12 protein-coding genes are annotated in these 15,020 nt (G+C 68.4%); all 12 read left to right on the top strand.

The features are described 5' to 3' along the window. Positions 1-19 precede the first annotated feature (19 nt). A complete protein-coding gene (gene xerD / locus C1878_RS13210; RefSeq protein WP_114602135.1) occupies positions 20-898 on the top strand; it encodes a site-specific tyrosine recombinase XerD in 879 nt (292 codons plus the stop codon). 699 nt (positions 899-1,597) lie between these two features. Further along, the gene (locus tag C1878_RS13205; RefSeq protein WP_114602077.1) at positions 1,598-2,074 is read left to right on the top strand and encodes a division/cell wall cluster transcriptional repressor MraZ; all 477 of its coding nucleotides are present in this window, start codon (positions 1,598-1,600) and stop codon (positions 2,072-2,074) included. Positions 2,075-2,092: 18 nt separating this feature from the next. Then, the gene (gene rsmH, locus C1878_RS13200; RefSeq protein ID WP_114602076.1) at positions 2,093-3,049 is read left to right on the top strand and encodes a 16S rRNA (cytosine(1402)-N(4))-methyltransferase RsmH; all 957 of its coding nucleotides are present in this window, start codon (positions 2,093-2,095) and stop codon (positions 3,047-3,049) included. Positions 3,050-3,144: 95 nt separating this feature from the next. Further along, positions 3,145-3,609, top strand: coding sequence for a cell division protein FtsL (locus C1878_RS13195; RefSeq protein ID WP_114602075.1), 465 nt, complete (start codon positions 3,145-3,147; stop codon positions 3,607-3,609). 4 nt (positions 3,610-3,613) lie between these two features. Beyond that, on the top strand, positions 3,614-5,371 hold the full coding sequence (locus C1878_RS13190; RefSeq protein WP_114602074.1) for a penicillin-binding protein 2: 1,758 nt from the start codon (positions 3,614-3,616) through the stop codon (positions 5,369-5,371). A 9-nt stretch (positions 5,372-5,380) separates the two neighbouring features. Further along, positions 5,381-6,883 (top strand): UDP-N-acetylmuramoyl-L-alanyl-D-glutamate--2,6-diaminopimelate ligase, encoded by a 1,503-nt coding sequence (locus tag C1878_RS13185; protein WP_114602073.1) that lies wholly within the window; start codon positions 5,381-5,383, stop codon positions 6,881-6,883. A gap of 3 nt (positions 6,884-6,886) precedes the next feature. Beyond that, a complete protein-coding gene (murF, locus tag C1878_RS13180) occupies positions 6,887-8,383 on the top strand; it encodes a UDP-N-acetylmuramoyl-tripeptide--D-alanyl-D-alanine ligase (RefSeq protein ID WP_114602072.1) in 1,497 nt (498 codons plus the stop codon). Position 8,384: 1 nt separating this feature from the next. Continuing rightward, on the top strand, positions 8,385-9,431 hold the full coding sequence (gene mraY / locus C1878_RS13175) for a phospho-N-acetylmuramoyl-pentapeptide-transferase (protein ID WP_114602071.1): 1,047 nt from the start codon (positions 8,385-8,387) through the stop codon (positions 9,429-9,431). A 19-nt stretch (positions 9,432-9,450) separates the two neighbouring features. After that, the gene (murD, locus tag C1878_RS13170; RefSeq protein WP_241963747.1) at positions 9,451-10,995 is read left to right on the top strand and encodes a UDP-N-acetylmuramoyl-L-alanine--D-glutamate ligase; all 1,545 of its coding nucleotides are present in this window, start codon (positions 9,451-9,453) and stop codon (positions 10,993-10,995) included. Between the two features lie 7 nt (positions 10,996-11,002). Beyond that, positions 11,003-12,409, top strand: a complete 1,407-nt coding sequence (locus C1878_RS13165) for an FtsW/RodA/SpoVE family cell cycle protein (RefSeq protein ID WP_241963746.1) — start codon at positions 11,003-11,005, stop codon at positions 12,407-12,409. 4 nt (positions 12,410-12,413) lie between these two features. Continuing rightward, positions 12,414-13,514: an undecaprenyldiphospho-muramoylpentapeptide beta-N-acetylglucosaminyltransferase gene (gene murG / locus C1878_RS13160; protein WP_114602069.1), complete on the top strand. Its 1,101-nt coding sequence runs from the start codon at positions 12,414-12,416 to the stop codon at positions 13,512-13,514. 49 nt (positions 13,515-13,563) lie between these two features. Further along, complete coding sequence (gene murC, locus C1878_RS13155; RefSeq protein WP_114602068.1) at positions 13,564-15,012, top strand: UDP-N-acetylmuramate--L-alanine ligase; 1,449 nt, start codon at positions 13,564-13,566, stop codon at positions 15,010-15,012. Positions 15,013-15,020: the final 8 nt, after the last annotated feature.

The following is a 15,020-nucleotide window of genomic DNA, read 5'->3' as shown; positions in this document are numbered from 1 at the left end:
GGACGCCGTGCGAGCGCTCATGGGGGAGTACCTCTCGCACCTGCGCGTTGAGCGGGGCTCGTCGCCGCTCACCGTGTCGGCGTACGCTACGGACCTGCGCGACTACGCCGCGTTCCTGGAGAAGCGGGGCGTGGAGGAGGCCGAGGACATCGACCGCGCCACCGTGGTGGACTACGAGGCGAGCCTGGTGGATCGCCAGTACGCCACGTCGAGCGTGGATAGGCGCGTGTCGGTGATCAAGGGCTTCCATCGCTTCCTCGTGCGCGAGGGCTACACGGGCCGCAACCCCACCGACACGCTGCAGCTGCCCAAGCCCCCCGAGCGCCTGCCCGACGTGCTGTCGGTGAAGCAGGTGGACGCCATGCTGTCGGCCTGCACGGGCCGCGAGCCGCTGCAGCTGCGCAACCGCGCCATACTGGAGGTGCTGTACGGCTGCGGGCTGCGCGTGAGCGAGTGCACGGGGCTCGACCTGGGCGATTGCATCCTCGACGAGGGGTACCTGCGCATCGTGGGCAAGGGGAACAAGGAGCGCATCGCCCCCATCTCGGGCGCTGCGCTCGAGGCGATAGTCGATTACCTGGAGCATGCGCGCGCCGAGCTCACGAAGCCCTACGCCAAGCCCACGGCGGCCGTGTTCCTGAACGCGCGCGGAGGGCGCCTCACGCGCCAGAGCGTGCACGCCATCGTGGCCGAGGCGGGGCGGCTCATCGACGTGGACAACCTCCACCCCCACATGCTGCGCCACTCGTTCGCCACCCACATGCTGGAGGGCGGCGCCGACCTGCGCGTCATCCAGGAGATACTGGGCCATTCCGACATCTCGACGACGCAGATATACACCCACGTCAACCGCACCCACATCCGCGAGGAGTACCTGAGCGCCCACCCGCGCGCGTAAATATTCTTGTTTGGGAATAATCTAAATCGAATAATTATTTCATCATGAAAAAACGAGCCGCGTATGGCGACGCAACGCCTCGCTTGGCGTGCCGCGACGGTCGTTCCCGCAGGGGCGCTCTCCAGAGCGCCCGCTCGCGCGAAGCGCGAGAACGCGGGCCGCGGCTGCTTTTTCCGGCTTTGCCGGAACGGACGCTCTGGAGAGCGCCCCTACGGGGATACGAGGGGGTTCGCGGTTCGCCGTTCGGTTTCGGTGCGGAAAGTTTCACGTGAAACATTCGTTCGTTTTTCGGTGGCCGTTTTTCTGCGATGCTGCTCGCTCGTTCGGGCGGGGTCGCCGCTTCCGGTTGCGTGGGAGCAGGCACTCTGGAAAGCGCCCCTACAGGGCGGTTGAACGAACGGTTGAAGGGGCGGTTCCGAGGGGCCGGCGGTGGGGCGGGGTGGGAAAGCGTCACAAATTCTCCCACTTCGCCCCCCGGCGTTTTCCCGAACCACATGTTGTGGGCGCATTCCCCTTTTTGCCCACATATGGCACCCCCTTTTTCCCGTGCGTCGGAAATCAAATAACGAGAAGGTAACGGGTGGGCTCCACCATGCCGAAAAGGGGGCGGAATACCCCAAAAATGTTGCGAAGTGGGGCGAAGTGGGATAGAATGCCAAACATCGAAAGGGCCGAGTGGGCCGAATGCGAAAGGGTGGCATGGCGGACGTCGTCGACACAGCGGAGAGCACGGAGGCGGCGACCGAGGTCGTCGACCTCAACGGCGAGTTCCGTTTCAAGGTCGACGCCAAAGGCCGCATGTCCCTGCCCGCGAAGTTCCGCAAGGTGCTTTCGAACGATCTGGTGGTAACCCGCAATCCGAAGGACGAGTGCCTCTACGTCTTCGAGCCCCGTGGCTTCAACGCCTGGGTCGCGGAGGTGTTCGAGGACAAGTTCGGCAAGTACGACTCTTCCAACGACCTGCACGTGCGCCTGCGCCGCAAGCTCAAGGCCCGCGCGAAGGACGTCGAGGTGGACGGCTCGGGACGCATCATGCTCCCGTCGGAGGCGCGCGAGGCGACGGACATCGACAAGGACGTCGTCGTCGTGGGCAACACGGGCTACTTCGAGATCTGGGACGCGAAGCGTTACGAGGTGCAGGACGACGACACCGACCTCGGTGTTCTGTTCGGCTGATCGTAAGACGTGAGCGAAGTGACAAGCGAATATCGGCATACACCGGTTCTGCTCGCCGAGTGCCTCGAACAATCGAATCTCAAACCACAGCAAACGTTCGTGGACGCAACACTCGGCGGTGCAGGGCATTCCCTCGAAGCGGCCAAGCTCGTAGGTCCGGGGGGCACGCTCGTCGGCATCGACCAGGATGAGGTGGCGCTCGCCGCCGCCCGCGTCCGGCTCGAAGCACTGCCCGACGATCAACGCCCCAATCTGGAGCTTCTGCGCGGCAACTTCGGGGATATGGACGACCTGCTCGTCAGCGCCGAAGTGCCCGGGGTCGATGCGTTCCTCTTCGACTTGGGCGTTTCCTCGGTGCAGATCGACACACCGTCTCGCGGCTTCTCCTTCAAGGAGAACGGCCCCCTTGATATGCGGATGGATCCGGGGAAAACCACCCTAACCGCAGCAGAGATCATCAACACCTACAATGCAGCAGATCTCACTCGGATCATCCGTATGTACTCTGACGAGAAATGGGCCAGCCGCATCGCGGATTTCGTCGTGCGGGCACGGGAGATGGAGCGGATAGAAACGAGCGAGCAGCTCGTCGACATCATCAAAGCCGCCATACCGGCCTCGGCGCGTCGCGCCGGGGGCCATCCGGCGAAACGGACGTTTCAGGCGCTTCGGATAGAAGTCAACTCGGAGCTGGACGTGCTGCGTCGAGGACTCGACGCAGCGGTCCGCTGGCTCAATCCGGGCGGGCGCCTCGTGGTCATCAGCTACCATTCGCTGGAGGACCGCATTGTGAAGGAGACGTTCAACTCGTTCGCGAACCGGTGCGCCTGTCCGCCGGACCTCCCGGTCTGCATGTGCGGAAAGAAGCCGATACTCGACCTGGTCACGCGCAAACCGCTTCTGCCCACGGCAGGGGAGGTCGAGCGCAATCCCCGGGCCCGCAGCGCCAAGCTGCGCGTGGCCCAAAAGCGCTGAAACCGACATAGCCGGCCGGAGCCCAGCTCCGGCCGTCCCATAAGAGGCACCGCGACCACCTAACACGCAACTTAAACGAAGAAAGGGGGTTGGTCATGGCAGGAGCAGCACCGGCGTTTTCCTACAACTATCCCGAGCGCGTGCCCGAACGCCCCGAGCGCCCGCGCGTTCGCGTCGTGCCGGGCCAGGGCACGGGCACCCAGACCATCCCCTCCACCGTCGTGTTCTTGGCGAAGACGGTTGCCGTGGTGCTCGTGGTGGCCGCGCTCCTGAGCTTCGCGCGCATCGCCATCGCCTCGGCCACGGTCGCCACCTCGATGCAGTCGCAGCAGCTTTCCAGCCAGATCGACGAAGCGCGCTCCAGCGGCAGCAACCTCGAGGTGCTGCAAAGCTCGCTTTCCAACCCCACGAGCGTGAAGACGAAGGCGACCGGCCTGAAGATGGTCGCGCCCGAGACGGTGGGCGTCATCGACCTGGGCACCGACGTCGTCGCGACCGACGACGCCGGAAACCTGTCGCTTTCCAAGAGCGTGCAGATCGCCGCCGGCGCCGCGGAGTAGCGGCGTGGCGGGCCGGCCCCATACGCCGCGCGGCGGACGACCCTCCGGCGCGGCGCGTTCGCCGCGTGCGGCGGGCGACGCGTTTCCGGCCGAGTCGGGCCGCGCGTTCATACCCATCGTCCTCTTCGCCGTCATCGCGGCGCTTTTTTTGGTGAGGCTGGTGTACTTGCAGGTCATCGTTGCCCCGACGTACTCGGCGCAAGCCGAGGAGGCGCGCACGGTGGGCTTCGACATCGAGCCGAGGCGCGGCACCATCTACGACCGCAACGGCACCGTGCTCGCCGTGAGCGTGGACGCCACCACCATCTACGCGAACCCCTCCGAGGTGGAGGACATACGCGGCACAGCGGCCGCCCTGGCCGGCGCGCTGGGCGGCGAAGCGGCCGACTACGAGAGCACACTCGCGGCCAACAACACCACGTTCGCGTTCATCAAGCGCAAAGCCGACACCGCCGTGGCCGACCAGGTGCGCGCGCTCGACCTCAAGGGCATCTACTTCATTAGCGAATCGCGCCGCGAATACCCCAACGGGCGGGTGGGCGCGCAGGTCATCGGCCTGACCGACATCGACGGCGAGGGCCTGACCGGGCTCGAGTACTACTACGACGACATCCTTTCCGGCACGGCCGGCCGCTACGAGGCCGAGCGCGGCCGCGACGGCACGCCCATTCCCGGCGGCGTGCACGAGGAGACGCCCGCCGTGGACGGCGAGGACATCATGATATCGCTGGACATAGAGCTGCAGCAGTCCGTGGAGGACCGCCTGCTGGCCGACGAGAAGGGCCTCACCTCCAACGGCGGCAGCGCCGTGGTCATGGACGGCGAGACGGGGGAGATATACGCCGCCGCCTCGCTGCCGCTGCTCGATCCGAACGACCGCGAGAACATCAAGGCGGGCGCGACGGAGCTCAAAACGGTCACGGACCTGTTCGAGCCGGGCTCCATCTTCAAATCGGTCTCGGCCATGGCCATCTTGGAAACGGGCAGCATGGCCCCCGACACCACGCTGTTCTGCCCGAGCGAAATCGTGGCCGACGGCTACACTATCACCGACGCGCACGACCGCGGCGATGCCACCTACACCTTGCAAGAGATCATGGACCAGTCGTCCAACATCGGCATATCGCTGGCCACCGAGAACATGGGCTTCGACAAGTTCTACGAGCACATATTGAAGTACAACCTGCACGAGAAGACGGGCGTGGACTTCCCCGGAGAGGGCGAGGAGGGCACCGACATCTTGGGCTACATGGTGCCTTTCGACGATCTGAGCAAAGTAACCGCCTACAACATGTCCTTCGGCCAGGGCATATCGGTGACGCCTATGCAGATGACGCGCTTCTACGGCGCCCTGGCCAACGACGGCGTGGAGTGCACGCCGCACTTCCTGATGAGCAAACCGCAGACCGGCGAGACGATGGAGTACGCCACCGAGAAGGTCATCGACAGCGAGAAGGCCATCTCCCAGATGACCGACATGCTGAAGACCGTCGTGACCGACGGCACGGGCAAGGACGCCGCCATCGAGGGCTACAACGTGGCGGGCAAGACGTCCACGGCGGAGATATACGACGACGTGAACGGAGGCTACCGCAAGGGCGTGTACAACATGGCGTTCACCGGCTTCATCGCCGATTCGACGGGCCCTCAATTGGTTTGTTTTGTGGGTGCCAACGAGACCGAATACGGTTCCATCGTCACGCCGGTGTTTAAGGATATAATGTCAACTGCCATAGACCGTTTCAAGATTTCACCCAAGTAAGGATGCGATATGGGGAAGACCTGCACCGACTTGTTCGCGGGAATAGACTGCACCGTTATCGGAAACGCCGACGAGGAGGTGGGCGGGATCGCCTACCGCAGCGACCGCGTGCGGCCGGGCGACGCGTTCTTCTGCATCGTGGGCCTGACGGCCGACGGCCACTCGTTCGCACAGGACGCCATCGACCGGGGCGCCAAGGTGCTCGTGGTCGAGCGCAAGGTGTACCTGGCCGACGCCACCGACATCACCGAGGTGGTGGTGAAGGACACGCGCAAGGCCATGGCCGCCGCGTCGGCGAACTTCTACGACCATCCTTCCAAGGACTTCTCGCTCGTGGGCATAACCGGCACGAACGGCAAGACCACCACCACGTACCTCGTGGAGCACATCGCGCACGTGGCCGGCAAGCGCACGGGCGTCATCGGCACCGTGGGCGTGCGCATCGGCGGCACGGCGGAGAAGACGGCCCACACGACGCCCGAGTCGCCCGATTTGCAGCAGCTGCTCGCGCGCATGCGCGACGAGCGCTGCGACGTGGTTGCCATGGAGGTGAGCTCGCACGCGCTCGACCTGGAGCGCACCTGGGGCGCGACGTTCGCCGTGACCGCGTTCTCCAACCTCACGCAGGACCACCTGGACTACCACCACACGTTCGAGGCATACTTCGAGGCCAAGGCGCGCCTGTTCTCGAAGGACTACCCGGCCAAGCGCGTCATCTGCATCGACGACAAGTGGGGCAAGGAGCTCTTGCGCCGCTGCTCCACGAACGAGGACAACGTCGTCACCACGGGCTTCGACGCCTCGGCGCAGATACATCCCGTGGACGTGCAATACGCGCCCACCCACACTGCCGTGGAGCTGGACGTGCGCGGCAGCCGCTACCGTTTCGACTACCTGCTCGTGGGCAGGTTCAACGTCGAGAACGTCATGTGCGCGTTCGGCATAGGGCTTCAGCTGGGCTTCTCGCCGAGCGTCATCGTGGAGGCGCTGGAAGAGGCGCCGCAGATCCCGGGCCGCCTGGAGCGCGTGAGCGTGCCGTGCGACGGCGGCGTGAGCGTGTTCGTGGACTACGCGCACACCCCCGACGCGTTGGAGAAGGCGCTCGCGTCCATCATGGCGCTCACGCGCGGCCGCACCATCTGCGTGTTCGGCTGCGGCGGCGACCGCGACGCGTCCAAGCGCTCCATCATGGGGAAGGCCGCGCTCGCGGCCGATTACGCCGTGGTGACGAGCGACAACCCGCGCCACGAGGATCCGCTGGCCATTATCGACGACATCGTGGGCGGCATGGGCTCGGGCGAGGGCCGCTTCGCCGTGGAGCCCGACCGCCGCGCCGCCATCGCACTGGCGCTCGAGCACGCGCAGCCGGACGACTCCGTGCTCATCGCGGGCAAGGGCCACGAGGACTACCAGCTGGTGGGCGACCAGGTTTTGAGCTTCGACGACCGCGTCGTGGCGGCCGAGGAGCTGAACCGCGCGTTCGGCGGCCTGCTGGACAAGGACGCTGAGTAGCCTATGCGTCTGAACGCGAAGCAGATAGCGGCGTACACGGGCGGCTCGTTCGCCGTGGAGCCGCTCGATCCCCGCGCGCTCATGTGCGGCATAACCTGGGACTCCCGCGACGTGAAGGCGGGCGACCTGTACGTCGCGCTGCCGGGCGAGCGCGTGGACGGGCACGACTTCGTGGGGGCCGCGCTGGCCGCCGGGGCGCTGGGCGCGCTGGTCATGCAGCCGGTCGGCCAAGAGGTGTGCGCCCTGGCGCGCGAGCTGGGCGCCGCCGTCATCGACGTGCCCGACACGGCGGGCGCCGTGTCCGATCTCGCGCGCGAGTGGCGCGGGCACCTGCACGGCCGCGTGGTGGCGCTCACGGGTTCCACGGGCAAGACCACCACGAAGAACCTCGTGCGCGACGTGCTGGCCGCCGCCGGAAGCGTGACGGCCACCGCCGGCAACCAGAACAACGAGCTGGGCGTTCCCAAGACGCTGCTCTCGGCCGAGCCGGAGACGGAGGCCGTGGTGGTGGAGATGGGCATGCGCGGTCCGGGGCAGATCGCCGAGCTGTGCTCCATCGTGCGCCCCGACTGGGGTCTGGTGGTGAACGTGGGCGAGAGCCACATCGAGCTTCTGGGCAGCCGCGAGAACATCGCGCGCGCCAAGGCGGAGCTTCTGCGGGAGCTGCCGGAGGGATCGGGGCTCGCGTTCGTGAACGCCGCCGACGACTTCGCCGGCTTCATGCGCGAGGACGCCCGCCTGGACGCCCGCCGCGTGCCGTGCGTGCTGTTCGACGGATCGGAGGATGCGGCCGCCCGGCGCGTGGCCGCGAGCGCGGCCGACGCCGTCCGCCCGGCCGTGTGGGCCGAGCAGGTGGAGCTGGACGAGCAGGGCCGCGCGCGCTTCGTGCTGCACGCCAGCGGGTTCGACGACGCAACCGCCGCGGCGCCCCACGTCGAGACGGCTCCCTGCGCCCTCAACCTGCGCGGTTTGCACAACGTGGCGAACGCCTGCGCCGCCGCGGCCGTGGGCCGCGCGTCCGGCATGACGCTGGCGGCCGTGGCCGACGCGCTCGCGCACGCCGAGCCGGAAGCGGGGCGGCAGGAGGTGCTGCGCGCCCGCGGCGGTTTCACCGTGGTGAACGACGCCTACAACGCCAACCCCGACTCCATGCGGGCCTCGCTCAACACGTTCTGCGCGCTCGAGGTGCCCGGTCGCCGCGTGGCGGTGCTGGGCGACATGGCCGAGCTGGGCGACTTCGCACAGGCCTGCCACGCGGGCATCGGCGAGCTGGCGGCGCGTCTGCCGCTCGACCGCCTGGTGTGCGTGGGCGATCTGGCGTTTCATATCGCCGACGCCGCCGAGAAGGCGGGCATGGACGCCGGGCGCATCGTGCGCGCGGCTACGATTTCCGACGTGCTCGGAGAACTGGATACGTGCATCGAGCCGGGCGACGCCGTGTTGGTGAAGGCGTCGCACTGCATGGGGCTCGAACGCGTGGTCGAAGGACTGGTCAACTGATATGTTTGCGATATTCTCCCACTACCCGACGTTCCTCGTGTTCCTGGCCATCGTGGCCGCTATCGTCATCACCATGGCGCTCATGCCCGTGTGGATCAAGTTCCTGAAATCGAGCCACATCGGCCAGCAGGTGCGCGCCGACGGCCCGGAGAGCCACCTGGTGAAGCAGGGCACGCCCACCATGGGCGGCGTGGTCATGCTCGTGGCCGTGGTGGCCACGTCGCTCGTCATAGGCATGCCCACGCCCGAGACGTTCCTGCTGCTGGGCGCCACCGTGCTCACGGGCCTTCTGGGCCTGGTGGACGACGCCTCGAAAGTGGTGAAGGAGCGCTCGCTCGGCCTCACGCCGAAAGCCAAGCTCGCAGGTCAGTTCCTCATTGCCTCCGTGTTCACGATCGTGGCGGTGAATTGGATGAACGTGCCTCCCACGGTGGAGATACCCTTCGTGTACACGTTCGATCTGGGCATCCTCACCACGGTGGTGCCCGTGGGCGACGGCATCGCCATCCCGTGGCTGTACCTCATCTTCGCGAACATCCTTTTGGTGGGCATGTGCAACGCCGTGAACCTCACCGACGGCCTGGACGGCCTGGCCGCGGGCACCGTCATGATCGTCATGATCGTCATGGCCGCCATCGCGTACCGCTCCGACTTGCTGGAGCCGGCCATCTTCGCCGCCGCGCTCTCGGGCGCGTGCATCGGCTTTCTGTGGTTCAACTCGTTTCCCGCCGACATCTTCATGGGCGACACGGGGTCGCTCGCGCTTGGCATGGCGCTGGGCTGTTTGGCCATGGTCACGAAGACCGAGTTCGTGTCCATCATCATCGGCGGCCTGTTCGTGGCCGAGGCCCTGTCGGTCATGATCCAGGTGCTCTACTTCAAGAAAACGCGGAAGCGCATCTTCCTCATGGCGCCCTTGCACCACCACTTCGAGAAGAAGGGGTGGAGCGAGACGAAGGTGGTCGTGCGCTTCTGGATCGTGTCGGGCGTGCTGGCGGCCTGCGGCTTCTCGCTGTACTTCGCCGAGACGCTCATGGCGGTGGCCTAAGATTATGGAACGCGTCGCCATGATAGCGGGAAGGAAGCACGCGCCGCAGCATCTCGGGCGCGTGCTCGTTTTGGGCCTGGGCAAGAGCGGCCGGGCGGCCGTGGAGTACCTGTTGCCGCTTCTGGGCGGGCGCGTGGACGCGCTGGCCGTGGCCGCGGGCGCGCGCACGGAGGAGTCCGAGGCGTTCGCCGAGGCCGCCGCCGCGCGCGGGGCGCTCGTGGCGTTCGGCGACGACGCCGTGGCCGAGCTGGCCGCCCGGGCGTGCTCGGCGGACGATCGCGGCGGCGCGGCGCGGGCTGCGGGCGCGCCGGCGTTCGACCTGGGCGTCCCGAGCCCCGGCATTCCGCCGTTCTCGCCGCTCTACGTCGCGGCGGCCGCCTCGTGCGGCGAGCTGGCGAGCGAAGTGGAGCTTGCCTGGCGCGAGAGCGCGGCGGACAGCCGTTGGGTGGCCGTGACGGGCACGAACGGCAAAACCACCGTGGTGTCGTGCGCCGCGCACCTGCTGCGCGAGGCCGGCCTGCGCGCCGACGCCGTGGGCAACATAGGCGACCCCTGCATCGCCGCCGTGGCGGCGGGCGCGACCGACGTCTACGTGGCCGAGGCGTCTTCCTACCAGCTGGCGTCCACGAGCGCGTTCGCGCCCGACGTGGCCGTGCTGCTGAACATCACGCCCGACCACCTGCACTGGCACGGCACGTTCGAAGCCTACCGCGACGCGAAGCTCAAGGTGCTGGCGAACCTGGCGGACGCGCCGAGGGGCGTGGCCGTGCTCGACGCGTCGAACGACGTGGTGCGCGCCGAGGTGCGCCGCCTGCGCGCGCTCGACGCCGCCGAGCGCGGCTTCGCCTACGTGCCGATGGGCACGGCCGACGGCATGGACGGCGACATGCGCGCAAGATGCGGCAGCGACAACGCCGCGTTCATCGCCGACGACGGCTCGCTCGTCGCGGCGCTCGACGGGCGCGAGCACGCGCTCGCACGCGCGGACGAGCTGGCGGTGAAGGGCGCGCACAACGCGGGCAACGCGCTCGCCGCCGCCGCCGCCGCGCTCGCGCTCGGCGCCGACGAGGCGCGCGTGGCGAACGGCCTGCGCACGTTCCGGCCGCTCGAGCACCGCATCGAGCCGTGCGGCAGCGTGCGCGGCGCGGCCTGCTACAACGACTCGAAGGCCACGAACGTGGACGCGACGCTCACGGCGCTGGCCGCCTTCCCCGGCGCGCGCCCCCTCGTGCTGCTGGGCGGCGACGACAAGGGCACCGACCTGGCCCCCCTGGTGGAGGCCGCGCACGCCCACGCGCGCGGCGTCGTGTGCTTCGGCGCTGCGGGCCCCAGGTTCGCGACAGCGTTCGAGGCGGATGCGCCCGCTGCTCCCGTCGACTTCGCGCTCGAGTGCGCCGAACACCTGGAGGACGCGCTCGACGCGGCGCTCTCGCTTGCGGGCGAGGGCGACGTGGTGCTGCTGTCGCCGGCGTGCGCGTCGTTCGACGAGTTCGGCTCGTACGAGGAACGCGGCCGCGCGTTCAAGGCGCTCGTGGCGGACCGTGCCGCGCGCGCGGAAGCGTAAGGTCCCCGTGGCGCGCGCCGGCGTCGACAAGCGGGGGGTTCCCGCGCATATCATGGGGCCGCGGCTCATCCTGCTGCTGTCCGTGCTCGCGCTCACGCTTCTGGGCTTCGTCATGATCTACTCCACCTCGTCGGTGATCGCGCTGGCGCAGGCCGAGTCGCCCGCTACCGTCGACCCGATGGCGGACACGCTCAACCAGATCAAGTTCGCCGTCGTGGGCATCGCGGTGGCCTTCGTCGTGTGGAAGTTCCTTCCCTGCTCCATTTGGCGGGGCAACCTCGTGTGGGTCGTGTGGGCGCTTGCGTTCGTGCTGCTGGTGGCCACGGTGTTCGCGGGCACGGGCGAGGACGAATGGGGCGCGCGTCGTTGGCTCATCGTCGGGCCGATAAGCCTGCAGCCCTCGGAGTTCGCCAAGATCGCGCTCGTGCTGGTGGCCGCGCGCCTCTTCTCGGACTTCCGCGAGGGCGCCTACACCGTGCCGGTGTTCTTCGCGCTGGTGTTCCTGCTCGTTTTGGCCCCCATCCTCATCATCCTCGGCCCGCAGTCGGACCTGGGAACGGCCATGATCTGCGTGGTGGGCGTGTTCGCCGTGATGTGGCTCGGCGAGGTTCCCTTGCGCACCCTGCTCGTGGTGGCCGCCGTGGTCGTGGTGCTAGGCCTGGTGGGCGTCTTCGGCGAGGACTACCGCCGCGCACGCCTGCTGGTATTCATGAACCCGTGGGACGACGGCGCGGGCGGCTACGGCACCGGCTACCAGATCATCCACTCGCTCTACGCGCTTTCCGGCGGCGGCCTGTTCGGCGTGGGGCTGGGAAACTCCCATGAGAAGTACCTGTACCTCACGCAGTCGGACACCGACTTCATCTTCGCCATCATCGGCGAGGAGCTGGGGTTGGTGGGGGCGCTCGGCGTGGTCGTGCTGTTCCTGCTGCTGCTGTACGCGGGCATGCGCATCGCGCGCACAGCGCCCGACAACTTCGGCGCCATGGTGGCCGGCGGCTGCACCATCATGATCGTGTTTCAAGCGTTCCTCAACATCGCCATGGTCATCGGGTGGTTCCCCGTCGTGGGCAAGCCGCTGCCGTTCATCTCGTCGGGCGGGTCGTCGCTCATCGCCACGTTCATCATGGTGGCCCTCATCCTGTCGGTGTCGCAGGACGCCGTGAACGACTCGCTCGCGCCCGCTCGCCGCCGCGCCGACCTGCGCGTCGTGCGGGCCGAGCCGGAGCCTCCGCGCTCGTCCGGGCGCGCGGGCTCGCAGGCGGGCTCGTCGCGACAGGGCGGGCGCAAAAGCGCGGCGTCGGCGGGCTCTACGGGCGGCATCGGATGGGACGCGGTGAGCTCGCGTTCCCGGAGCCGCGGCGGCGCGGACGGGGAACGGTCGGGTTCGTCGTCGCGCAAAGGCAGGAGGTAGCAACATGCTGATCGTTCTTTCCGGCGGCGGAACCGCCGGTCACATCAACCCGGCGCTCGCGCTGGCCGACGAGCTTCGCGCCCGTGGCTGCGACGTGCGCTTCGCCGGCACGCCCCAGGGCGTGGAGGCGCGTCTCGTTACCGAGGCGGGCATCCCGTTCACGCCATTCGAGGCGGCCGGGTTCAACCGCAACCACCCGCTCACGCTGCCGAAGGCCGTGGCGAAGATACAGAAGAGCACGGGCAGGGCCAAGAAGTGGCTCGCCGACCTGGACGCCGACGCGGTGGTGGGCTTCGGCGGCTACGTGTGCATCCCCGTGGGGCGCGCGGCCGAGAAGCTCGGCGTTCCCGTGGTGGTGCACGAGCAGAACTCGGTCATGGGCATGGCGAACAAGTACCTGGCGAAGCGCGCCGCCGCCGTGTGCCTCACCTACGACCATGCCGCCGCGGCGCTCGACGAGGCCGCGCGCGAGCGCGTCACCGTCACCGGCAACCCCGTGCGCAAAAGCGTGTTCGCCGCCACGCGGGCCGAGGGCCGCGCGCTCTTCGGCGTTCCGGAAGACGCGCGCATGCTGCTGGTGACGGGCGGCAGCCTGGGCGCGCGGCACCTCAACCAGGCCGTCTGCGCGCTCAAAGACGAGCTTCTGGCCTACGGCGACTTGCATGTGGTGCAGGTCACGGGCCCGAAGGAGCTCGACGCCGTGACCGAGCAGCTGGCGCTCTCGCCCGACGAGGCGCGCCGCTGGCACCTGTTCGGCTACCTGGACCGCATGGGCGAGGCCATGGCCGCGGCCGACGCCATCGTGTCGCGCGCGGGCGCCACGTCGCTCGCGGAGATATCGGCGCGCGCCATCCCGGCGCTGCTCGTGCCGTTCCCGTTCGCGACCGAGGACCACCAGACCACGAACGCCCGCGCCTATGTCGAGGCGGGCTGCGCGTACATGCTGGCCGACGCCGACGTGGAGGGGCCCGAGTTCGAGCGCCTGCTGCGCTCGCTTCTGGAGGACGCGGACGTGCGGGCGCGCATGAGCGCCGCCGCCCGCGCGCAGAAAACGGCCGACGCGGCCGCCAAGTTGGCAGATGTTGTGATTGCGGCGGCGCGGTAGCCCCGCTTTGGGCTACCATGGAAGCGCATACGAGGAAGGGCAGTACACCATGGACACGAAGCGCATACAATCGGTTCACTTCATAGGCGTGGGCGGCGTCGGCATGAGCGGCATCGCGCGCGTCGCGTTCGACCAGGGCATGCGCGTGAGCGGGTCGGACCTCAAGGAGAGCCGCTACACCAAGCAGCTGAAGGCCGCCGGCATCGACGTGCGCATCGGCCACGACCCGGCGAACATCCCGGGCGGCCCCGGACGCGACGACGCCGCGCCCGACGTGGTGGTGGTGTCCACGGCCATCCTGGACAACAACCCCGAGCTCATCGCGGCCAAGGAGCGGGGCCTGGACATCTGGCACCGCGCGCAGATGCTCGCGCACCTGGGCCGCGACTTGGAGACGCTTGCCGTGGCGGGCACCCACGGCAAGACCACGACGTCGTCCATGCTGGCCAGCGTGCTGGACGCCATGGGGGAGGATCCCACGTTCCTCATCGGCGGCATCGTGCGCTCCTACGGCACGAACGCGCATTCGGGCAAGGGCCGCCACTACGTGGTGGAGGCCGACGAGAGCGACAAGTCGTTCACCTACCTCTCGCCGCGCGCCGTGCTGGTCACGAACATCGAGGCCGACCACCTGGACCACTACCGCGACCTCGACGAGATCTACGAGAAGTTCGGCGCGTTCATCGGCTCGGTTCCCGCCGAGGGCGGCGTGGTGGTGGCCTGCGGCGAGGACGAGGCGCTCGTGCGCGTGGCGCTCGAGACGGGCCGTCCGGTTATCACGTACGGCTTCGGCGAGGGCTGCGACGCGCGCATCGAGTCGTGGGAGCCCCAGGGCGTGGGCAGCGACTTCGTGCTCGCCCTGCCCGACGGGCGCCGGATATCCGCGCACGTCAAGCAGAACCCCGGCCGCCACAACGTGCTGAACGCCGCCGGCGTCGTCGTGCTCGCGGACGCGCTCGGCATGGACGCCGAGGCCGCGGCGGCCGCCATGGGCGAGTTCGCCGGCGTGCGGCGCCGGTTCGACCTCGTGGGCGAAGCAGGCGGCGTGACGGTGGTCGACGACTACGCGCACCATCCCACCGAGATAGCCGCCACCATCGAGGCGGCGTCGCATCTGGGCTACCGCCACGTGCACGTGCTGTTCCAGCCGCATCGCTACTCGCGCGTCTCGCTGTTCACCGAGGTGCTGAAAGACGAGTTCGGCAGCGCGTTCGACGCGGCGGACGCCGTCACGTTCATGGACGTGTACCCGGCGGGCGAGGCGCCCGTGCCCGGCGTGAGCGGCAAGACGTTCCTGAACGTGGTGCTGGACCATGCGGGCCACCCCGAGGCGGCCTACGTGCCGCGCCGCGTGGAGGTCGTGCCCTACCTGACTGCGAAGGTGGGCGAGGGCGACCTCGTCATCACCATGGGCGCGGGCGACGTGACGGCTATCGGGCCGCAGCTCGTCGAGGCGCTCTCGGCCGGCGCGTCCGCGGACGATCCCGCGCGGAGGTGAGGCGCGCC

Origin of the sequence: Gordonibacter sp. 28C (assembly GCF_003339845.1) — a bacterium.
In the GTDB taxonomy this organism is placed as follows: Bacteria; Actinomycetota; Coriobacteriia; order Coriobacteriales; family Eggerthellaceae; genus Gordonibacter.
This window is presented reverse-complemented; position numbering and strand designations above follow the sequence as displayed.

Excerpts from the sequence above, each read along its gene's own strand:
- xerD (WP_114602135.1), top strand. The coding sequence starts at position 20 with ATGGGGGAGTACCTCTCGCACCTGCGCGTTGAGCGGGGCTCGTCGCCG.
- C1878_RS13195 (WP_114602075.1), top strand. The coding sequence starts at position 3,145 with ATGGCAGGAGCAGCACCGGCGTTTTCCTACAACTATCCCGAGCGCGTG.
- murG (WP_114602069.1), top strand. The coding sequence starts at position 12,414 with ATGCTGATCGTTCTTTCCGGCGGCGGAACCGCCGGTCACATCAACCCG.
- murC (WP_114602068.1), top strand. The coding sequence starts at position 13,564 with ATGGACACGAAGCGCATACAATCGGTTCACTTCATAGGCGTGGGCGGC.
- murF (WP_114602072.1), top strand. The coding sequence starts at position 6,887 with ATGCGTCTGAACGCGAAGCAGATAGCGGCGTACACGGGCGGCTCGTTC.
- mraY (WP_114602071.1), top strand. The coding sequence starts at position 8,385 with ATGTTTGCGATATTCTCCCACTACCCGACGTTCCTCGTGTTCCTGGCC.
- murD (WP_241963747.1), top strand. The coding sequence starts at position 9,451 with ATGATAGCGGGAAGGAAGCACGCGCCGCAGCATCTCGGGCGCGTGCTC.
- C1878_RS13205 (WP_114602077.1), top strand. The coding sequence starts at position 1,598 with ATGGCGGACGTCGTCGACACAGCGGAGAGCACGGAGGCGGCGACCGAG.
- C1878_RS13185 (WP_114602073.1), top strand. The coding sequence starts at position 5,381 with ATGGGGAAGACCTGCACCGACTTGTTCGCGGGAATAGACTGCACCGTT.